This window comes from Saccharopolyspora elongata, assembly GCF_004348985.1.
Taxonomy (GTDB): domain Bacteria; phylum Actinomycetota; class Actinomycetes; order Mycobacteriales; family Pseudonocardiaceae; genus Saccharopolyspora; species Saccharopolyspora elongata.
Window position 1 is genome coordinate 1 of sequence record NZ_SMKW01000025.1, and the last position, 20,532, is coordinate 20,532.

Below are 20,532 nucleotides of genomic sequence, written 5' to 3' on the forward strand. Positions count from 1 at the left end.
CCACTCAACCACCCCCAACCGCCCCGGGTTCCGCCTCGGCCACCCCGGGTTCCGCCCCGGGGTCCGCAATTTCAATGGAAATTGGACCTTCGATTTCAATGGAAATTGCGGACGATCACACGACGGGCGGACCCTCGATAGCCTCGTCCGGCCGGACACCGCTCGCCTCGCCCGGGGCTCCGCCGCTGCGGCTCCCGGCCGACGCCCCGCCGCTGCGGTCCCTGGATGCGGCGACGTTGCAAGCGGCGGCGACGTTTTCGCCGGACCGCACCAGGATCCCGGGCCTGGAACCGTCGACCCTGATGCACCCGACGATCCTCCAGTACGCCCAAGGCGAGTGGGCGAACTACTGACCCACCAGGCCGAAGAGGTTCCCCGAACTCAAGCGAAGCCGGGAACCCCCGTGCCTGACGCCGACGCCGGTTTCTCGCGAAACCGCCACCTCGCCTCAGGTGGTCTGGCGGTTTCGCGCGAAACCGACATCGTGGCGCCCGGGTTCGTGCCCACCGATGCCAACGCCGGTGCGCAGCAGCAGGCGATGATCGACGAGACCGGGGCGCGCGCACGCCGCTGGGCCGGGTCGCCGGGACCGAGGACGTGGCCGCCGCGATCGTCGCCTACGCCAGCGACCTCACCAGACACGTCCACGGCGGCTACACCGCCGTAGACGGCGGCCTGTCCGGGACGCGATCACGGGCCGAACCAGCGCTCCTCCGCCGAGCGGGGCGGGGCCGAGGTGGCGCCGGTGATCAGCTGGGTTTCCAGCTGGATGTGGCGGGGGCGGCCCGGCTCGCTGGCCTCCAGCAACAGGCGCCCGGCCGCCCGGCCCTTCTCCAGCCACGGCTGGCGCACCGTCGTCAGGCCCGCCCGCTCCGCGTCCGGGATGCCGTCGAAGCCCGTGATGGTCAGGTCCTCCGGCACCCGCAGGCCGCGGTTGCGGGCCTCGCTCAGCGCGCCGAGCGCGAGGATGTCCGAGGTGCACACGATGGCGGTGATCTCGGGGTCGATCTCCAGCAGCTGCGCCGCCGCCGACGCCCCGGAGGCCGTGGTGTGGTCGAAGCGCTCCACCACCGGCACCTTCGTCCAGTCCACGCCCGCCTCGCTGAACACCTCGGCCAGCGCGGTCAGCCTGGCCTTCTGCACGTGGAAGCTGGCGTTGGCCTGCCGCTGCACCGACGCGGGCCCGTCGTTGCGGCCCCGGGCCAGGCGCATGCACAGCACGCCGATGCGGCGGTGCCCTAGCCCGATCAGGTGGTCGGCGACGCTCTTGATGGCCTTCCCGTCGTCCGGGCCGACCCAGTCCAGGTTGTCCAGGCGCGGCTGGTCGCAGACAACCACCGGGACGGGTCGTTCGAGCACCGCGGCCAGGTGCGGGTCGTCTTCGGGCACGGAGTACACGACGAAGCCGTCGACGCCGGCGCGGTGCACCGAGGCGACGTCCTCGCGCTCCGGGCTCGCCGGGATCAGCAGCAGGCCCTGACCGGCGTCTTCGCAGGCCAGCGCGAGTCCTTCGAGGAAGCCGACGGCGCCCGGGTCGCGGAACGCGTAGGAGAGGTTCTCGGTGAGCAGCAGGCCGACGGCGCCCGCCTTCCTGGTCCGCAACGACCTCGCGACCGGATCCGGCCCCGGGTAGCCGAGCCGGCGAGCGGTCTCCAGGACTCGCTTGCGCAGCTCCGGGGAGAGCTGGTCCGGACGGTTGTACGCGTTGGAAACCGTCGTCCGGGAGACCCCGAGTTCTGCAGCGAGCGATGCGAGCGTCGCAGGCCGCCGGGCATTCGTTGACCGCGCCATGGAGGAACCGTAACGGTTCAGTACCCCTCGGTGAAGTGAGCATGATGCAGATCCCACTCACGTTCGAATCATGAACACGGAGCGACGCAGAGTGATCACTCTCCGAGTTGGTTCATTCGAGGGGCTGACCCCGAGCCATTTTGCGGTTACGTTTTCATGACCGATTCCGTGAAAGGTGTCACAGATGGCTGAGGTTGCTTACGTCAACGCCTCGCGCGTTTACCAGGGAAGTCCACCGGTCCGGGCGGTGGACAAGCTCGCCTTGGACATCGCCGACGGTGAGTTCCTGGTGCTGGTGGGGCCGTCGGGGTCCGGCAAGTCGACGGCGTTGCGGATGCTGGCCGGGCTGGAGGACGTCGACGAGGGTGGCATCACCATCGGTGGCAACGATGTCACCAACACCCCGCCGAAGTCGCGGGACATCGCGATGGTGTTCCAGTCCTACGCCCTGTACCCGCACATGACGGTCGCGGAGAACATGGGCTTCGCGCTGAAGCTGCGCAAGACGCCCAAGGGCGTCATCAAGGAGAAGGTCACCGAGGCCGCGCGGATGCTGGACCTCGAGAAGTACCTGGACCGCAAGCCCAAGGCGCTCTCCGGCGGTCAGCGGCAGCGGGTCGCGATGGGTCGCGCGATCGTCCGCGAGCCCAGCGTGTTCCTGATGGACGAGCCGCTGTCCAACCTCGACGCCAAGCTGCGCGTGGAGACCCGCGCGAACATCGCGGCGCTGCAGAAGCGGCTGGGCACCACCACGATCTACGTCACCCACGACCAGGTCGAGGCCATGACGATGGGGCACCGCGTCGCGGTGCTCAAGGACGGGCTGCTGCAGCAGTGCGCCAGCCCGCGCGAGCTGTACGAGAACCCGGCCAACGCCTTCGTCGCCGGCTTCATCGGATCGCCCGCGATGAACCTCAAGACGGTGCCGCTGACCAGCGACGGTGCGGTGCTCGACGGCGCCACGATCCCGCTGCCGCGCGAGGCCGTGGCCGCCGCAGGCGACCTCAAGGAGATCACCTTCGGCGTGCGCCCTGAAGCGCTGTCGCTGACCTCCAGCGAGGACGACGGCATGGCCATGACCGTCGAGCTGGTCGAGGAACTCGGCGCCGACGCGCTCATCCACGGCGCCATCGACGTCAACGGCTCGCAGGAGCGCTTCGTCGTCCGCGCCGACGGCCGCACCCCGCCCGCGCTCGGCCAGCAGGTCAAGGTCGCCCTGCGCGACCACAGTGAGATCCACCTCTTCCACCCCGAGACCGGAGATCGCCTGGTCGCCTGATCGCGAGCCGATCGTGGCTGCTCAGGCGGCCGCCGCCGGTCGCGGCCCCTATGTCGACGCCCCCGCTGGTCCTGGCGGGGGCGTCGTTGCGTGCGCAACAGGAATAACCCGGTCGGTGGAGTGTTGTGCGGAGACGTGCTTAGACTGTAGTTGACAACGGTTTCCGTTACCGTTCGCAGTTAGCCGTCAGTCTGCTGCGCAAGGGGCTTATCACCGAGGAGTACAACCGATGACCGTCCGCAGCCGCTCCGCTGCCACCGCCTTAGCCGGCCTCGCCGCCACCGCCATCGCCCTGACCGCCTGCGGCACCGGCGAGCAGGCGCCCGGCGGCGGCGACAAGATCAAGGTCGTCGCCTCCACCAGCGCATGGGCCAGCGTCGTGCAGGCGGTCGGCGGCGACGCCGTCGACGTCGAGGCGATCATCAGCGACCCGAGCGCCGACCCGCACTCCTACGAGAGCACCCCGCAGGACGCCGCGAAGGTCACCGACGCGGACCTGGTCGTGTTCAACGGCGGCGGATACGACGAGTTCATGGAGAAGATCCTCGGCAGCAGCGGCCAAGGCAAGCCCGCGATCGAGGCGGTCAAGGACGAGCACGAGGGCGAGCCCGCAGGTGAACCCGCAGGTGAGCACGGCGCGCACGAGGAGCACGGGCACGAGGGCCACGACCACTCGGCGAACGAGCACGTCTGGTACGACCTGCACGTCGTGCAGGAGGTGGCCGCCCAGGTCAACGCCGAGCTGAGCAAGCTGCAGCCGGCCAAGGCCGAGCAGTTCGGCCAGGCCGCGGGCCGCTTCGCGGAGGACATCGGCAAGCTGCAGGGGCGGGTCGGCGAGCTGGGCGACCAGAACCGGGGCAAGCCGGTGATCGTCACCGAGCCGGTCGCGCACTACCTGGTGGAAGCGGCGAGCCTGCAGGACATCACGCCGCCGGAGTTCGTCAAGGCCGTCGAGGCAGAGAGCGACCCGTCGGCGGCCGCGGTCGCCGCGATCCAGAACGCCGTGAACTCCAAGCAGGCCGCGGCGGTCATCTACAACCCGCAGACCGAATCGCCGGTCACCCGCAACGTGCGCAGTGCCGCCGAGCAGAATCAGATCCCGGTCGTGGAGATGACCGAGACCCTGCCGCAGGGCAAGACCTACGTGCAGTGGATGGACGCCCAGATCACGGCCCTGCAGGCCGCCCTGACCCAGAATCGCTGAGATATGACCGCCAAACCCGAGACCGAGACCGTCCTCGCGCCCACCGCCACGGCCCCCGCCGTGCGGCTGCGCGGCGCGGAGCTCTCCTACGGCCCCCGAGTCCTGTGGTCCGGCCTGGACCTGGACGTCGCGCCGGGGGAGTTCCTGGCCGTGCTCGGGCCGAACGGCTCCGGCAAGACGAGCCTCCTGCGCGTGCTGCTGGGCTTGCAGCAGCTTTCCGCGGGCAGCGTCGAGATCGCCGGCGGGCCGGCCCGCCGGGGCAGCAACCGGATCGGCTACATCCCGCAGCAGCGGGCACTGGACGCGACCGTGATGGTGCGCGGTAGCGATCTCGTCGGTCTCGGGTTGGACGGTCACCACTGGGGCACGGGCCTGCGCGGCCGCCGCGAGCGCAAGCAGCGGGTCGCCGCGGCGCTGCGCTCGGTCGAGGCGACCGAGTACGCCCGGATGCCGCTGGGCCTGCTCTCCGGTGGCGAGCAGCAGCGGCTCCGGGTGGCTCAGGCGCTGGTCAGCGACCCGGCGGTGCTGCTGTGCGACGAGCCGCTGCTGTCGCTGGACATCGCGCACCAGCGCAAGGTCAGCCGGCTGATCGCGAACCAGGCGCGGGAGGCCGGGGCCGCGGTCCTGTTCGTCACCCACGAGATCAACCCGGTGCTGCCGCTGGTCGACCGGGTCCTCTACCTGGTCGACGGCCGGTTCCGGATCGGCCCGCCGGACGAGGTGATGACCTCCGCCACGCTGTCCGAGCTGTACCGCACCGACGTCGAGGTCGCCCGAGTCGGCGGGCGGCTTGTGGTCGCCGGCACCGACGAGCACGAGCACGACCACCACGTGCAAGAGGCGGAAGAAGCGTGAACGCGATCATCGACGGGCTGGGCAAGATCCTGGACTTCTCGACCACGATCGACCTGCTCGGCTACCCGTTCGTCCAGCAGGCGCTGCTGGCCGCGGCGGCGCTCGGGCTGGTCTCCGGCTGCCTGGCGCCGCTGGTCGTCGCGCGGAAGATGTCCTTCGCCGTGCACGGCACGGCCGAGCTCGCGTTCACCGGTGCCGCCGCGGCGCTGCTGATCGGTGTGGGCGTCGGCGTCGGGGCGCTGGCCGGGGCCGTGGTCGCCGCGCTGCTGCTCGGGCTGCTGGGACAGCGCGGGACCGAACGCGATTCGGTGATCGGCGCGATCCTGTCCTTCGGGCTCGGCGTCGGCGTGCTGCTGCTGTGGCTCAACCCGGAGCGGACCTCGAACAAGTTCAGCCTGCTGGTGGGGCAGATCGTCGGCGTCGATTCCGCGGACGTGCTGCTGCTGTCCGGATGTGCGGCGGCCGTCCTGGTCGTGCTGGCCTTCGTGTACCGGCCGCTGCTGTTCGCCAGCGTCGACCCGGACGTCGCGGCGGCCCGCGGTGTTCCGGCGCGGCTGCTGACGCCGCTGTTCGCGGTGCTGGTCGGCGTGGCGACCGCGCTCGGCGTATACACCGTCGGCGCGTTGCTGGTGCTGGCGCTGATGGTGACGCCGGGAGCCGCGGCGGCGCGGGTGACTGCGAGCCCGGTGAAGGCGACGGTGCTGGCCGTGGTGTTCGCCGAGGTGGCGGTGCTGGGCGGCATCCTGCTGTCGCTGGCGCCGGGGGCGCCGGTGAGCGCCTTCGTCACGATCATCTCGTTCGTGATCTACCTGGTGTGCCGAGTGGTCGGCAACCGCCGACTCCGCCGCTTGTCCCGGACCCCGGCCGCCGCCTGACGGACCTGCCGCAGGATCGACGTTTCCGCTGCCCTGCCGGCTGAATGGCGGCGGGGCGGGTGGTGGCCCACGCTGACGCTCGTGCCCGGGAACGACCGGTGGAAAGTCCTGATCAACCTGGCGACGGCGCTGGGCGCGGTCGTGGCGTGCACCGTCGCGTACTACCTGCTGCCGATCGGCCGGTTCGGCCTCGTCGGCACCGTGAACTCGGTCGTGGGCTTCGCCGTCGGGCTGGCCGTCGTCTCCGCGCTGATCGTGGTCCAGGTGCGCCGGTTCCGGATCGGCGGCGCGCACCGCGGTAGCTCCATGGCCGGGGTGGTGGTGGCGTTGTACCTGGCAGTGCTGTTCTTCGCGGCCGTCTACTTCGGACTGGCCCACCAAGATCCGGGCTCGATCGCGTCGCTGCGCACCAAGACCGACGCCCTCTACTTCTCGCTGACGATCACCAGCACCGTCGGCTTCGGCGACGTGCACGCGGAATCCCAGCTCGCCCGCGCGGCCGCCGCCGTGCACATGGCCTTCAACATCGGGTTCCTCGCCGCAGCCGTCACCATCGTCCGGGCCAAGGCCACCCGGCGGGACGACGCCTGAGCGATCGGTTTCCGCTGGTCAGGTGCCGTGCGTATTTCGTCTCGCTATGGCAGCACAAAGCACGCACGGGTCTTCACCAGCGGAAACCGTGCTTCAGGCGAGGCCGAGGTAGCGGCGTTCGTTGAACTGCTCGCCGACGCAGGAGGCCCCGAGGTCCTGGCCGATGCGCTCGATCACGTCCGCCAGTTCCAGCCGCGCCAGCCACGAGCGGGGCAGCACCGCCGTGCCGTGCCGGGCGCCGAGGATGCTGCCGGTCACGGCGGCGGTGGTGTCGCTGTTCCCGGAGTGGTTCACCGCCAGCCGCAGGGCGTCGGCGAACTGGTCGGGCTTGGGCATCGCGAGCGCGCAGTAGACGCCGATGGCCAGCGCCTCCGGGCCGATCCAGCCCTGACCGAGCCGCTCGATGTGCCCGACGCTCGCGCCCAGCCGCGCCAGCGTCGAAGCCTCCGCGAGGGCGGTGGCGGCCTCGCCGTCCTCGCGCAGCACGCGGCCCGCCGCCTGGTCCACCGCGGCGGGCAGCTTCCGCTCCTGCACGGCCAACAGGTGCACGATGAGCGACAGCGCCCCGGCCGAGGCCCAGCCGCCGACGCCGCCGTGGGTGAGCGCCGCGCACTGGCAGGCCAGCTGGTAGGCCATCTCGGCGGTGGGCGCGAAGCCGAGCGGCGCGCTGCGATCCACTCCGCCGCAGCCCTTGGAGGTGTTCCGCGGCCGGTCCGGCGTGCCGAGCTCGGGTTCCTGCAGCGCACGCAGGCTGGTCAGGCCGGGCGCCCGGCTTGCGTACAGCTCGGGCTCGGCGAGCAGGCCGGTCGCGCCGGGCTGCGGCTTGTCTTCCTGCTGGGTGGTCAACCACCGGCGGTAAGCGGCGGCGGTGGACTCGACCGGCCGCCAGTTGCCACCGTTGTTACCGGTGGTCCAGGCGTGCAGGTAACCCTCGCCGGTGAACAGCGCCAGCTGCGTGGCGTCGCCGAGCAGCGCCTGCGGCGGCGGTTCGGCCACGCCTGCCTGACCGAACTCGGCGCGGATGTCGTCCAGCTGCGCGTACTCGACCGGGCTGCCGAGCGCATCGCCGAGCGCCCCGCCGAGCAGGCAGGCCACCGCGCGATCGACCACTGTGGACGGGGTCGGCACGGGTGCGGCTCTCCTTCCACAGTGTCCTCGTACGAGTGATCGCCGTGTCCAGACTTTACTTGGCGTATCCGGTCACCGGGAGATGTTCACCGCAACAGCGGGCGTGGGCCGGACGCCGAGGGAGGAAACGGACATGGCTCCATTGGGGTGAATCGTCGGCCGATGATCGACATGCGTTCGGGCGCGCCTCGTTACGGTGTGTCGGGTTTTGGGCGGCGAACCGGTCGCCGCGTGGGCTTTCCGGGGGTGTGGACTCGCCGTGCGCGGTACCCGAGACTGTCTGAAGGCTCAACAAACATGAGTGAGAGTCGGAATGGGAGATGATGGCGGGGCGCGGCAGCTCGACCGAGGCACCGGGCGCGGGGTTCGAGTTCCGCCTGCTCGGCCCTCTTGAGGTGCGCGTCGACGGCAGCCCGCAACCGCTGGGCAGCGCCCCGGTCCGCGCGCTGCTGGCCTGTCTGCTGCTGGAACCGAACCAGGTCGTCTCGATGGACCGGCTGATCGACACGTTGTGGGAGCACGAGCCGCCGGCCAGCGCGCGGACCATCATCCACGGCTACGTCTCCCGGTTGCGCAAGCTCTTCGGCGCCGGCTCGGATTCGGCCGAGATCGTCACCCGCCCGCCGGGCTACCTGCTGCGGGTCGACAGCGACCGGATCGACGCGCACCGCGCGCGGGCGCTGATCAACCGCGCGCACGGCATGGAACCGGCGGCGCGGTCGCGGATGCTGGCCGAGGCGCTGACGCTGTGGCGCGGCCCGGTGCTCTCGGACCTCGCCAGCAGCCGGCTGTACCGGATGGTCGCGCCGAACCTGGACGAGCTGCGGTTGCTGGCGCTGGAGGAGCGGGTCGCCGCCGACCTGGACCTCGGCAGGCACCACCAGCTGGTGCTGGAACTGTCCACCCTGGTCGACCGGAATCCGCTGCGGGAACGGCTCACCAGCCAGCTGATGCTGGCCCACTACCGAGCGGGGCACCGCGCCGAGGCGCAGGCCCGCTACCACGCCCTACGTCACCGGCTGTCCCACGAGCTCGGCCTCGATCCCGGCCCCGAGCTGCGCGAACTCTACGAGAAGCTGCTCCGCGACGACCCGGCGCTGCGCAGCCCGCAGCGCCGACCGGAACCGGGGCCCGAGCTCAAGCGCCCGATCCCGGCGGAACTGCCGCCGGCCCCGGCCGGATTCGTCGGCCGCCAGAGCGAACTCGCCGCGCTCGACGACATGCTGGCGAAGCGCGAACGCGGCTCCACCCTGCTCGCCGTGCTCGCCGGCACCGCGGGCGTCGGCAAGAGCGCCCTCGCGCTGACCTGGGCGCACCGCGTCGAGCACGAGTTCCCCGACGGGCAGCTGTACGCATCGCTGCGCGGTTACGACTCGGAGCGCGAGCCGCTGACGCCCGGCGAGGTGCTGACCAGCATGCTCAAAGCGCTCGGCGTCGCGGCGAATGCGATCCCCGTCGAGCTGGACGACCGCACCGCGCTGTACCGGTCGCTGCTGGCCAAGCGCCGGGTGCTGGTGCTGCTGGACAACGCGCGCGACTCCGAGCAGGTGCGGCCGCTGCTGCCGGGCAGCGCCGAGTCGCTGGTGCTGGTCACCAGCAGGCGGCGGCTGGACGGGCTGGTGGTGCGCAGCGGCGCGCGGGTGCTGCCGCTGGAGACGCTGCCGACCGAGACCGCGATCGAGCTGCTCGACCGGGCGGGCGTGCCCGGCAAGTCGGCCTCCGAGCCGGCGGCCGCGGCCGCGCTGGCGGAGCTGTGCGGCGGGCTGCCGCTGGCGCTGCGGATCGCCGCCGCGCGGCTCGCGGCGAACCCGGCGCGCGGCGTGTCCGACCTGGTGCACGAGCTGACCGACGAGCGCAACCGGCTGCACGCGCTGGACATCGACGACGTCGACACCAGCGTCCGCCGCGCGTTCGACATCTCCTACCGCAGCCTGCACCCGGTGCACGCCGACACGTTCCGGCTGTTGGGGCTGGTGCCCGGCCACACCTTCACCTCGCACGCCGTCGCCGCGCTGTGCGGCACCGACCCGCCCAACGCGCAGCGCAGGCTGCGGGCCCTGGCGCTCGCGCACCTGGTCACCGAGACCGAGCCGGACCGGTTCGGCATGCACGACCTGCTGCGCGTCTACGCCCGCGACCTGCTGGCCGAGCCGACCCCGGGCGACACCGAGGCGCTGCGCAGGCTGCTGAACCACTACCTCGTCACGGCCGACCACGCGCGCCGCTTCCTCCGCCCGGCCCGGGACGACCTGGACTTCTCCAGCGGGCCCGAGGTGCCCCGGCCGGAGATCGTCGACCGGTCGCAGGCGCTGGAGTGGTTCGACGCGGAGTGGACGAACCTGGTCGCCGCCGTCCGGGCGGCGAACGCCGAGGGCATGCACGAGCTGGCCTGGCCGCTGGCCCGCCTGCAGTTCAACTACCTGATGGTGCGCTGCCCGTGGGAGGACTGGATCCGGATCTACCGCGACGGGCTCGACTCGGCCCGGGCGGTGGACGACCCGGCGGGCAAGGTGCTGATGCCGGCCGGGCTCGGGGTCGCGTACTCGCGGTCGGGCCGGCTGGACGCCGCGCTGGCGCACTACGACGAGTCGTACCAGGCCGCGGTGCGGACCGGCGATTCCGCGCGGTTGGCGATGACCCAGGTCAACATGGGCAGCGTGCTGTTCCGCCTGAAGCGCTACGAAGAGGCGAAAGTGCACTGCCAGGACGCGTTGAGGGTCTACCGTTCGCTGGGCGACCGGTACTTCGTGGCGGGGGCGTTGAACAACCTCGCCATGGTCGAGCAGGTCAACGGCGAGCTGGAGGAGGCGCTGGCGCACCTGCGCGAGGCCGAGGCGCTGTACCGGGACGCCGACGACCTGGAGACGCTGGCGATGGTGCTGAACAACTGCGGCGAGGTGAGCATCGAGCTGGGCCGGATCGCCGACGGCGAGCGGTTCCACCACGAGGCGCTGGACATGGCGCTGAAGTGCGGCTCCGCGATGCGGCAGGCGTCCGCGTACCTGGGCCTCGGCGACGCCGCCCGGTCCCGCGGCGACCTGGCGGTGGCCCGGACCCGCTGGGACACCGCGCTGGCGATCTTCGAATCGGAGGGCTCGCCGCGCTCGGCCGATGTCCGCGCGCGGCTGGAAGAGCTCTCCGCGGCCGCCTGCTGAGGGGCGTTTAGCCGACGTTTAGCGGCCGTGTAGCGCCCGCTGGGAACTTTCATCATGTGCGGATCAAGCCGTGCATGGTTCGCACGACGGGCGGCTCTGGGGGGAGTCCAGGGGGGATTGTCGCCCGGTCGTCCCGGTCGGCACACGTGGCCGGCCGGGGCGGCCGCAGGGGGTTTGGCATTCGGGACGGGTTCATCCCGAATGGACGTGGGGGTGAGTGCGGGCTTTCGGCGCCAGGAGTGGGTGATCCTGCCGGAGGTCCGCACTTCGTCGTTCCGGGGTACCTGGGGGTGTTCCGCCTGGTCGGGGCCGTGAGTACTTCGTGTCGCCATAGCAGCACGAAGTACTCACGGTAGGCGTGACCAGGGAAAACGTTGTTCCGGAGCTCAGGCCGAGGGGTGTCCGGCGGTGAGCTTCTCCAGCTGGGGGCGCTTCGCGGTGCGGCCGTCGCCGCTGGACACGCCCCGCAGGCGGCGGCTGATCCACGGCGCCAGGTACTCGCGGGCCCAGCGGATGTCCTGGGCGCGCTGCTCCCGCCAGGGCATTTCGGGGACCACGGGCCAGGGCTCGCGCCAGTCGGCGGCGACCGGGACGCCCAGCGCCTCGCACGCGCGCAGGGCGACCCGCCGGTGGCCCGCCGCGGACAGGTGCAGCCGGTCCTCGCTCCAGGCCCGGTTGTCCCGCAGCACCCGCATAGACCACAGGTCCATCACGTAGCAGCCGTGCTTGTCGGCGATCGCCCGCAGGTGCGAGTTGTAGGTCCCGACCTTGCCTCGCACGTGCCGCAGCACCGGGGTGCCGCGGGTGTCGAAGCCGGTGCCGATCAGCACGTCGGCGCCGGTGGCTCGCAGCTCGCCGACCGCGGAGTCGAAGAGCTCCGCGACCGCGTCCGGGTTGCTGCCGGGGCGGATGATGTCGTTGCCGCCGGCGGTCAGGGCGACCAGCCCGGGCCGCAGCGCCACCGCCTGGGGCACCTGCTCGTCGACGATCTGGCGGATCAGCTTGCCGCGCACCGCGAGGTTGGCGTACCGCAGCTCGGGGTCGTGGGCGGTCAGGTGCTCGGCCAGCCGGTCCGCCCAGCCGCGGAAGCTCCCGCTCGGATCCGCGTCGGCGAGCCCCTCGGTGAAGCTGTCCCCCAGCGCGACGAAGCTGCCCCAGCGCGCCGAGTCGGCGTTGCGCTGCGATTCCATTGACTCTTTCCCTCCTGGTCTTTCCTCCCGCACGCGCGGTGACCGGGAACCAGATTGGCGCTCGAACGGCTACCTACGCCACCGTCGGTTCCGCACTAGTGATTAACGGCACTGAACAGTCTAGTATTTCTGCCCGATTCGCCCGGAAACCGCTCGGACTTTGCGAATTTCGTTGCCGCACTGCACTTTTCCAGCGTCGCGGCAGCGACTGGGTGGCTATTCCTCGAAACACCGGTACGGGTGAACCTCAGCTGCTACTGTCCTTCGGCGGTAGCAGATGCAATGAGGGGGCCCGCGATGTTGCGATCGATGCAGGTGGCAGCTCGACGTGCGTTCGGGGAGACGCCGCGCCGTCCGCCGTTTCGCGTCATCGCGGTCGGTTGAGTTGGGGAACGACAGCGTGCTCCGTTGCGTCGATTCCAGTGCGCCCGCGATTCGGGTCCACCCGGACGTCGCGCGGCGCTGCAACCGTCCCGAATACCTGGGGGAATCGTGACGTCACCGCAGAATCCGGCGTCCGCGCCGGGGCCAGCGGGCTTCGACGCGCAACAGCGGGCAGCAGGCCCGGGAGGACGACGCCGTGCGGACGCGCCGATGCGCGGCTCGCTCGGCGGTGAGGTGCCGCCGGCACCGAGCGGGCCCCGGCCGCCCGCCCCGCGTCCGATGCGCCTCGATCTGCGCGGCGAGCTCGCCGCACTGGCCGCCGAACCGCACCCGTTCGCGCTGTGGCAGCGCGCCGAGCAGCTGCCCGATCGCTTCGAGCACGACCAGCGCCGGCAGCCCCAAGACGCCAGGCCGGCGCTGGACCGGCCCGAGGCGCCGAAGACGCCGGGCGGCGGATTGGCGCTCTCCGGCGACCTCGGCGGGCTCGACGTGCCGCCGGGACGCCCGGAACCGCCGGCCGAGCTGTCCGGCTCGCTCGGCCCCGAGTCGCTCGAAGAACCGCAGCGCCCGACCGGGTTCAGCGGCGGCCTCAGCGGCTCGCTCCTGCAGGACGATCCGCTGAGCGGCCCGCTGCCATCGATCCATGACGGCCTGGTGGGCGGCCCGCCGCCGCAGGCAGGACCGCCGAGCGGCCCGCTGCCATCGATCCATGACGGCCTGGTGGGCGGCCCGCCGCCGCAGGCAGGACCGCCGAGCGGCCCGCCGCCACAAGCGGGACCGCCGCGCCACGACCTCCCGCCGACCGGGCCGGACGGCCCGCCGCGCCACCGCGACTCCGGCCCGCTGCCGCAGCAGGGACCGCCGAGCGGTCCGTTGCCGCAAGACGGGCTGCTGCCCGAGCCGGATGCCCTGCGGCCTGGCGCTCCGCCGAGCGGTCCGTTGCCGCAGGCTGGCGGGCGACGTCACGACGTTCCGCCGCCAGGCCGGGAGGGCCTGCCGCCCCACGACGGGCCGATGCCCGGGCCGGACGGGTTGCCGCCGAGGTACGACTCCGGCCCGCCGAGCGGTCCGCAGCCACAGGTCGGCCCGCCGCGCCACGACCTTCCGCCGGCAGGTCCGGACGGGCCGCCGCCCCACGATGGGCCGATCGACGGATTGCCGCCGCGACCCGACGCCGCCCCGATGGGTGCGCCTCCGCAGTCGGGACCGCCGAGCAGCCCGCCTCCGCAGGCCGGTCCGCCGCCGCGCCACGACTCCGGTCCGAGCAGCGGCCCGCTGCCGCAGGCCGGTCCGCCTCGGCAGGACGGCCCTCCGCCCGGCCCGCTGCCGCTGGACGGCCCGCCTCCGCAGCCCGGACCGCAGAGCGGCCCGCTGCCGCAGGCCGCTCCGCTCAGCGGTCCGCCGCCGCAGGCTCCGCCGCGTCACGACGCGCCACCGCTCGCGCCTGACGGCGCACCGCGGCACGAGGCTCCCGGGCCCCGGCTCGCCGGGCCGCCGCCCTCCGGGCCGCCGCCCGTCGACGGTCCGCCGATGGCCGAACCGCGTCCTCCTGCTCCGCAGGGTCCGCCGTCGCCTCCGGCCGGCAACCTGTCGCTGGGTGGTCCGCCGCCGCGGCCTCCGGTCGCTCCCGGGCCGCCGCCCGAGGGGCCGCCGAGCGGTCCGATGCCGCAGGCCGGGCGCCCGGTCGGGCCGCCGCCCGCGCGGCCGGATGGCCCGCCGAGCGCTCCGATGCCGGTCAACGCTGGCCCGCCGCCGGCTCCGCAGGCGCCACCGCGCCCGCCGGAGCCGCAGCCGGAGCCGGCTCGCCCGCCCGAGCAGCGGCGTCCCGTGCCCGCGCGGGCGCCGAAGCTCACGCAGCGCGCCGACGGCGGGTTCGGGCCGATGGGATCGTCCGGCACCTGGAGCGGAGCCTCGCCGTCCCGGGCCGGTTACGGCCGGAACATGACCTGGTCGGCCGACGACTTCAAGGAGGAACGCCGGGAGGACGACGACCTGCGCGCCGGCGCCGGCTACAAGCCGGGCGAGAGCGGTAGCGGCGCGGTGCCGCAGTTCCTGGTCGAAGCCGACGAACTCTTCGAGGAGGACGACGGCGGGAGCCGCCTCGTCGCCCCGCCGGTGCTGGGCGAAGCCCCCTCCAGCTACCGGGACTTCTAGGGATTGTTCGATGTGGCTCGCGCCGCGGGTGGACCCAACGCCTGCGGTGCGGGCCGAGTCCCGCGCCGCCCGCGGCGCTGACCTCAGCGCCGGCCGGTGCACCCCGACTCGAAATGAGCTGTGATGGTCGAGACGATCACCCTGTCGATCCCCGCGGTCGACCTGCTCGGTGAGCAGCTGAACCTCACCGTGCGGCAGTACCCGTTCGAGCTCCCGCGCGTCGGCGAGGCCGCGGAGGACCGCAACCGGCTGGCCGCCCAGGTGTGGCAGGAGCTGGAGTCGACCGGCCTGGCCCGCAACGGCCGCCCGGAGCCCGAGGTCGAGGACGCGCTGTACCTGCTGTGCAGCTCCGAGGTGTCGATCGCGGCCGCCGGGCTGCTGGACGTGCGCGCCGGGCAGCGGCTGGCCGCGCGGGTCGTGGCGACAGGCGAGGTCGGCGTGGTCGGCGTGCTCGACGGCCGGGGGCTGCGGATGAGCTTCCTGGCGCCGGACACCCTGCCCCGGGTGTGCGCCGAGCTGCTGCCAGACGCCCCGCCCGGCAGCGGCGGCGAGGTGCGCGCGGTGGCCGATCGCAGCCACGGCCGCCCGACCGACGCCGACATCGACGGGCTGGCCGAACTGCGCTCGATCACCTCGGGGCAGAAGTACCGGCTCGGGCACTTCGTCGTCGGCGGCGCCCGGCGCGGCGGGCCGCGCGGCCGGATCCCGAACCTGATCTGGTTCGACAACGACCGCGGCCGCTATTCGCTGCAGGGCGAGCGCGCCGACGGCCAGGACGTCGTCACCTGCCGCCCGGCGGACAAGCCCCGCATCGCCGGCCAGCTCGCCGCCCTCCTCGACCGGGCCCGCCGGGGGCTCGGCTGAAACGCCTCGTCGGGGAGTCGCGTGCCACTGGTAGGTGCGGACCGGGTGTTGGTTAGGGCAGGCTGGGTTCTGTGACGCAGGACCGGCAGGCGGAGATCGCGGCGGACCGCGACGACCGCGATTCGTTCATGCGGCTGCTCGGCGGCCGCACCAGCGCGATCGACGCGAGCCTGCCGCCCATCGCGTTCGGCGCCGGGTGGTTCTTCGGCGGCGAGTCGATCGCCATCGGCGGCGGCGCGGCGGTGGTGGTGGGCGCGTTGATCGCCGGGTGGCGGCTGCGCGGGGGAGCCCGGCCGCTGGCGGTGCTGATCAGCCTGCTCGCGGTCTTGCTCGGCGCGCTGATCGCGCTGTACACCGGGGATGCCGCAGACTTCTTCCTGCCCAGGCTGGTGACCAACGCGCTCAGCGCGCTCGCCTGGATGACCAGCATCGCGATCCGCTGGCCGCTGCTCGGCGTGGTGGTCGGCACGGCCCTCGGCCAGGCCCGGCGGTGGCGCCGCGACCCGGTGCTGCTGCGGGCGTACAGCCGGGCGAGCTGGGTCTGGGTCGGCCAGTACGTGGTGCGGCTGGTGGTGTTCATCCCGCTGTGGCTGCTGGGCCTCACCGGCGCGCTGACCATCGCGCAGGTCGTGCTGACCTGGCCGCTGGTCGCGGTGTGCGTGGCGGCGAGCTGGTGGGTGATGCGGCGGTCCCTGCCGCCGGAACACCCGGGACTGCGGCATCCGCAGTCGTGACCGCTCGGCCGGAGGAGCAGAATGCGCTCATGTCTCTCGGCAGCGTGATCACCGCGATAGTCACCCCGTTCGACGACGAGCTGCGCGTCGACGAAGCCGCCTTCCTGGACCTGTTCCGCCATCTGATCGACCACGGCTCGGACGGCATCGTGGTCTGCGGGACGACCGGCGAGGCGCCCACGCTCACCGACGAGGAGCACCTGCGGCTCATCGAACTCGCCTGCGCCGAGCGCCCGGCGGGCGCCACGGTGATCGCTTCGACCGGGTCGAACAACACCGCGCACGCCTGCGAGATGACGGAACGGGCGACCGAGCTCGGCGCCGACGCGGTGCTTTCGGTGACGCCGTACTACAACCGGCCCAACCGCCGCGGCCTCGTCCGTCACTTCACCGAGATCGCGCGGGCGACGGACAAGCCGGTGGTGCTCTACAACGTGCCGTCGCGGATCGGCTTGTCGCTGACGCACGACCTGCTCGCCGAGCTCGCCCAGGTCGAGAACATCGACTACGTCAAGCAGGCGGACAACGCCGCGCTCGCCCAGATCGACGGCCTCGGCCTGTACGCGGGCAACGACGACGGCTTCGCCGCGGCCCTGGACCTCGGTGGTCTCGGCGGCATCCTGGTGGCCAGCCACCTGGTGGGCCCGCAGATGCGGCGGATGGTCGACGAGCCGGAGCGCCGGGCGGAGATCGACGCCTCGCTGAAGCCGTTGTACGCCGCGTTGTCGACGACCACGAACCCGATCCCGGTCAAGGCGGCCCTGAACCTGGTCGGCCACCGGGTCGGCGGGGTCCGGCTGCCGCTGGTGGACGCGGACGAGGCGGAGCTGGCGGCGATCCGCAAGGGCCTCCAAGAGGTCGGCCTCGCCTGAGGCGGACTGGACTTCGACTTCAATGGAAATTGCGGACCTTCGGCGTGTCACACCACGACACGCCGAAGGCTGTGGACAACTTCCGCAATTTCAATGGAAATCAGACCTTCGATTTCCATTGAAATTGCGGCACTCACGGCTCGCGGGAGCCGCTGGCAGCCCGGCCGAGTAGGCGTTCGTGGAGGGTCTGCGGGTCGTCCGTGAGGTCCAGGGCCGCGAGCCAGGCCGCTCCGGCTTCGCCTGGTCCCGCCGTGCGCTGGGTTTGGAAGCCCCGGGCCGACAGCGTGCCGCGCAGCGCCTCCCGGACCGGGTTGCCCGGCATCACCAGGCCGCCTGCCAGCACGATCGTCCTGGATTCGCCGTGGCAGCGGGTCGCCGCCGCGGTGTCGGCCAGGACTTGGGCGGCGCGCCGGACGATGTCGGCCGCCGTTTCGTCGGTGGCCGCGGTCACCAGCGGCGCCAGCTCCGCGAGGCGGATCGGTGGGGCCGCGTTCACCGCGCTGATCAGCTCTCTGCGCTGCGCGTCCGGCGCGTCCGGCAGGAGCCGGTCGCGCACTGCCGCCGTGAGACCGTGCAGCGGCTCGCCGCGGTCCAGCGCGCGCAGCGCGGCTCGTACCGCTTCGCGGCCCAGCCAGAACGCCGAGCCCTCGTCGCCGAGCAGCCAGCCGTGACCGCCGATGGTCGCGACCATCCGGTGCTGCTCGATGCGGGCCGCGATGGCGCCCGTGCCCGCGATCAGCACCGTGCCGTCGGGATCCGGCGTGCCCGCGGCGAAGGCCACCTCGCAGTCGCTGATCGCTTGCCACGGGCTCTGCAGCCCCAGCCCGGACCACGTGCTGTCGAACAGCGCGCCGAACTCGGGATCGGCCATCTTGCTGACCCCGGCCATGCCGATCACGCAGTTGCGCACCGCCGCCGGGTCGATCCCGGCGAGCGCCGCCCGCGCGGCATCGGCGATCTGCCGCGCCGCCTGCTCGGGCGGGTGCGAATTCGGGTTGCCGCCGGCCGCTTCGCCACGGCCGAGCACCTGGCCGGACAGGTCGCTGACGAGCGCCCGACTGCTGGTTCCGCCGATGTCCAGACCCAGTACGAGCGCCGCTTCGTCGCCGTGCATCCGCCCTTTCTACCCGTCGCGGCCGCGCACCGTGGCCGGCACGACCAAAACCGGCCAGGACCTTCTCGCCAACCCCTGGCATCCGGCGTGGCGAGCGGCTATACATCGAGGCGTTGCTTGATCAGTCGGGGAGCTGGAGCATGGACGACCTTGCCGGGTCACGTCGAATGTCCGATTTGGACGGTGCTGGCCGCCGCGGCGCGAGCGGGGCAGCTCGATGACCGTCGACACCCACCACCACCTGTGGGACCTCGACGTCCGGGACCAACCGTGGATCGTTGGCGAGGCGATGGAGCCGCTGCGCCGCGACTTCCGGCCCGCCGACCTGCAGGCCGCGCTGAAGGGTTCCGGCGTGACCGCCACGGTGCTGGTGCAGACCGCCGCCGACCCGGACGAGACGCCGGAGATGCTGGTGCTGGCCGACACCGTGGACCGCATCGCGGCGGTGGTCGGCTGGGTCGACCTGACCGCGCGGGACGCCCGCGAGCGGATCGGCCGCCTGCAGGCGCACCCGTCCGGCGGCTGGCTGAAGGGCATCCGGCACCAGGTCGAGGACGAGCCGGACCCGGACTGGCTGATCCGCCCGGAGGTGCTCAACGGGCTGGCCGCGGTCGAGGACGCGGGGCTGGTGTACGAGCTGCTGGTCCGGCCGCACCAGCTGTCGGCCGCGATCAAGGCCGTCGGGCAGTTTCCGCAGCTGACCTTCGTGCTCGACCACTGCGCGAAACCGCCCGTGGCAACCGGCGAGCTGGAGCCGTGGGCGAGCCGCATCCGGGCGCTGGCCGCCCACCCGAACGTGGTGTGCAAGCTGTCCGGTCTGGTCACCGAGGACGACTGGGCCCGGCAACCTGATCCGGTGAGGCTTGAGCCTTACGTGGACGTGGTGCTGGAGGCGTTCGGGCCGGGTCGGCTGATGTTCGGTTCGGATTGGCCGGTGTGCCTGCTCGCCGCCGACTACGGGCAGGTCATGGGCGTGGCCCGGCAGCTGACCGCCGGGCTCGACGATCGGCAGCGCGCGGCGGTGTTCGGTGCGACGGCGCGCGAGGTGTACGGCTTTTAGGGTCTTTTGACTCTGCCGTTCGGCTCGCCCCGAGGCTTGCGGCGTGCTCCGTTCGGCGTAACCTGACGGTGCCCGTCTCACCCCGCCCCCTCGGTGAGGCGGGCTTTTACTTGCGCGGCAGTGGAATGTCGTCGCTCAGCGCAACCGCGCCGGACGAGCGAACGGCCCGTTCGCTCCGGTAAGTGGAGTGAACGGGCCGTTCGCCTCGAAAACGCCGTCGGTCACCGGGTGCGGGTGACCTTCTTCAGGCCGCGCGGGCTGTCCGGGTCGAAGCCCCGGGCCAGCGCCAGCCCGAGGGCCAGCTGCTGGACCGGCAGGACCTCCAGCACCGGCGCCAGCTCCTCGGCGCAGGCGGGCACCGGGATGCGGTGCGACGCGTGCACGTCCGAGGCCGCCGAGCCGATCGCACAGATGTCCGCGCCGCGCTCATGGACCACGTCGAGCACCTCGCGCATCGAGTCACCGCCGCGCCCGTTGCTGCACAGCGCGAGCACCGCGGTGTCGGCGTCGACCGCCGCGACCGGGCCGTGCAGCAGGTCGGCGCCGCTGTAGGTGCGGGCCGAGAGGTAGCTGGTCTCGGCGAGCTTCAGCGCCGCCTCGGAGGCGGTGGCCAGCGAGTAGCCGCGCCCCGTGGTGACCATCCGCTCCGCGAAGCGGTACCGGCGCACCGCGTCGTCCACCACCTTCTGGCCGGCGTCCAGGGCGGTCGCGGCCAGCTCGGGGATCGGCTCGGCGTCCGCGCCGGTCCCGCCGCGCACCGCGTCGACGAGCAGGTACAGGGCGAGCAGCGTCGCGCTGTAGGTCTTGGTCGCGGCCACCGCCTGCTCGCGGCCCGCCCGGATGTCCACCGACAGCTCGGCGGCGGAGTTCAGCGGCGAGTCGGCGGTGTTGGTGACCGCGACCGTCAGCGCGCCGCGCTTGCGGCCGGACTCGGTGACCTCCAGCAGGTCCGGGGACCCGCCGCTCTGGCTGACCGACACCAGCAGCACGTCGGTCAGGTCCGGCTGCGCGCCGTAGAGCGTGGTCGTCGACGGCGACGTCAGCCCGACGGGCATTTCGAGCAGGACTTCCAGCAGGTACTTCGCGTAGAGCGCGGCGTGGTCGCTGGAGCCTCGGGCGGCCAGCAGCGCGAAGCGCGGTCGACGTTCCGCGATCTTCGCGGCCACTTCCGCGATCGCGTCCCGGCCGGCCAGCAGGTCGGCGAAGATCGCGGGCTGCTGGCTGATCTCGTCGGTCATGTGGCGACCGGGGGTGGCGGTCATCGGGTCCATCCCTTCAGGCT

At 72.5% G+C, this 20,532-nt stretch carries 17 protein-coding genes; 12 read left to right on the plus strand and 5 right to left on the minus strand.

Annotated elements, in window-relative coordinates; translation table 11 throughout:
• Positions 1-98 precede the first annotated feature (98 nt).
• Positions 99-353 (plus strand): hypothetical protein, encoded by a 255-nt coding sequence (locus tag E1288_RS19445; protein ID WP_235883667.1) that lies wholly within the window; start codon positions 99-101, stop codon positions 351-353.
• A gap of 337 nt (positions 354-690) precedes the next feature.
• On the opposite strand, the gene E1288_RS19450 is transcribed toward E1288_RS19445, so the two are convergent.
• Positions 691-1,791, minus strand: a complete 1,101-nt coding sequence (locus E1288_RS19450) for a LacI family DNA-binding transcriptional regulator (RefSeq protein WP_132487085.1) — start codon at positions 1,789-1,791, stop codon at positions 691-693.
• A gap of 184 nt (positions 1,792-1,975) precedes the next feature.
• Between E1288_RS19450 and E1288_RS19455 the strand changes: the two genes are divergently transcribed.
• The 5 genes from E1288_RS19455 to E1288_RS19475 all read left to right on the plus strand — a co-directional run bounded on the left by E1288_RS19455 (position 1,976) and on the right by E1288_RS19475 (position 6,595).
• The gene (locus tag E1288_RS19455) at positions 1,976-3,070 is read left to right on the plus strand and encodes an ABC transporter ATP-binding protein (protein ID WP_132487087.1); all 1,095 of its coding nucleotides are present in this window, start codon (positions 1,976-1,978) and stop codon (positions 3,068-3,070) included.
• A gap of 229 nt (positions 3,071-3,299) precedes the next feature.
• Positions 3,300-4,274: a metal ABC transporter solute-binding protein, Zn/Mn family gene (locus tag E1288_RS19460; protein WP_132487089.1), complete on the plus strand. Its 975-nt coding sequence runs from the start codon at positions 3,300-3,302 to the stop codon at positions 4,272-4,274.
• 3 nt (positions 4,275-4,277) lie between these two features.
• Positions 4,278-5,129 (plus strand): metal ABC transporter ATP-binding protein, encoded by an 852-nt coding sequence (locus E1288_RS19465; protein WP_132487091.1) that lies wholly within the window; start codon positions 4,278-4,280, stop codon positions 5,127-5,129.
• Positions 5,126-6,004 (plus strand): metal ABC transporter permease, encoded by an 879-nt coding sequence (locus E1288_RS19470; RefSeq protein ID WP_132487093.1) that lies wholly within the window; start codon positions 5,126-5,128, stop codon positions 6,002-6,004. The genes E1288_RS19465 and E1288_RS19470 overlap by 4 nt, the downstream gene beginning before the upstream one ends.
• An 81-nt stretch (positions 6,005-6,085) precedes the next feature.
• Entirely contained in the window at positions 6,086-6,595 is a 510-nt protein-coding gene (locus tag E1288_RS19475) for an ion channel (RefSeq protein WP_132487095.1), read from the plus strand.
• Positions 6,596-6,688: 93 nt separating this feature from the next.
• Here E1288_RS19475 and E1288_RS19480 read toward each other — a convergent pair whose 3' ends face one another.
• Positions 6,689-7,723, minus strand: a complete 1,035-nt coding sequence (locus E1288_RS19480; RefSeq protein WP_132487097.1) for an ADP-ribosylglycohydrolase family protein — start codon at positions 7,721-7,723, stop codon at positions 6,689-6,691.
• Between the two features lie 320 nt (positions 7,724-8,043).
• Here E1288_RS19480 and E1288_RS19485 point away from each other — a divergent pair, with 320 nt between their 5' ends.
• On the plus strand, positions 8,044-10,878 hold the full coding sequence (locus tag E1288_RS19485; RefSeq protein ID WP_235883668.1) for an AfsR/SARP family transcriptional regulator: 2,835 nt from the start codon (positions 8,044-8,046) through the stop codon (positions 10,876-10,878).
• Between the two features lie 386 nt (positions 10,879-11,264).
• Here E1288_RS19485 and E1288_RS19490 read toward each other — a convergent pair whose 3' ends face one another.
• Entirely contained in the window at positions 11,265-12,068 is an 804-nt protein-coding gene (locus tag E1288_RS19490; protein ID WP_132487099.1) for an SGNH/GDSL hydrolase family protein, read from the minus strand.
• Positions 12,069-12,560: 492 nt separating this feature from the next.
• On the opposite strand from E1288_RS19490, the gene E1288_RS49845 reads away from it, so the two are divergent.
• From E1288_RS49845 to dapA, 4 genes are all read left to right on the plus strand, one after another.
• On the plus strand, positions 12,561-14,606 hold the full coding sequence (locus E1288_RS49845) for a hypothetical protein (RefSeq protein WP_132487101.1): 2,046 nt from the start codon (positions 12,561-12,563) through the stop codon (positions 14,604-14,606).
• 123 nt (positions 14,607-14,729) lie between these two features.
• Positions 14,730-15,470, plus strand: coding sequence for an ESX secretion-associated protein EspG (locus tag E1288_RS19500; protein WP_132487103.1), 741 nt, complete (start codon positions 14,730-14,732; stop codon positions 15,468-15,470).
• A gap of 71 nt (positions 15,471-15,541) precedes the next feature.
• The gene (locus tag E1288_RS19505) at positions 15,542-16,204 is read left to right on the plus strand and encodes a DUF3159 domain-containing protein (RefSeq protein ID WP_132487105.1); all 663 of its coding nucleotides are present in this window, start codon (positions 15,542-15,544) and stop codon (positions 16,202-16,204) included.
• Between the two features lie 29 nt (positions 16,205-16,233).
• Positions 16,234-17,076, plus strand: a complete 843-nt coding sequence (gene dapA / locus E1288_RS19510) for a 4-hydroxy-tetrahydrodipicolinate synthase (protein WP_235883669.1) — start codon at positions 16,234-16,236, stop codon at positions 17,074-17,076.
• A 133-nt stretch (positions 17,077-17,209) separates the two neighbouring features.
• Here the strand turns inward: dapA and E1288_RS19515 are convergent, their stop codons facing one another.
• Entirely contained in the window at positions 17,210-18,190 is a 981-nt protein-coding gene (locus E1288_RS19515; protein WP_132487109.1) for an N-acetylglucosamine kinase, read from the minus strand.
• A 217-nt stretch (positions 18,191-18,407) separates the two neighbouring features.
• On the opposite strand from E1288_RS19515, the gene E1288_RS19520 reads away from it, so the two are divergent.
• The gene (locus tag E1288_RS19520; protein ID WP_132487111.1) at positions 18,408-19,250 is read left to right on the plus strand and encodes an amidohydrolase family protein; all 843 of its coding nucleotides are present in this window, start codon (positions 18,408-18,410) and stop codon (positions 19,248-19,250) included.
• A gap of 221 nt (positions 19,251-19,471) precedes the next feature.
• On the opposite strand, the gene E1288_RS19525 is transcribed toward E1288_RS19520, so the two are convergent.
• Positions 19,472-20,521 (minus strand): SIS domain-containing protein, encoded by a 1,050-nt coding sequence (locus E1288_RS19525; protein ID WP_132487113.1) that lies wholly within the window; start codon positions 20,519-20,521, stop codon positions 19,472-19,474.
• Positions 20,522-20,532 lie beyond the last annotated feature (11 nt).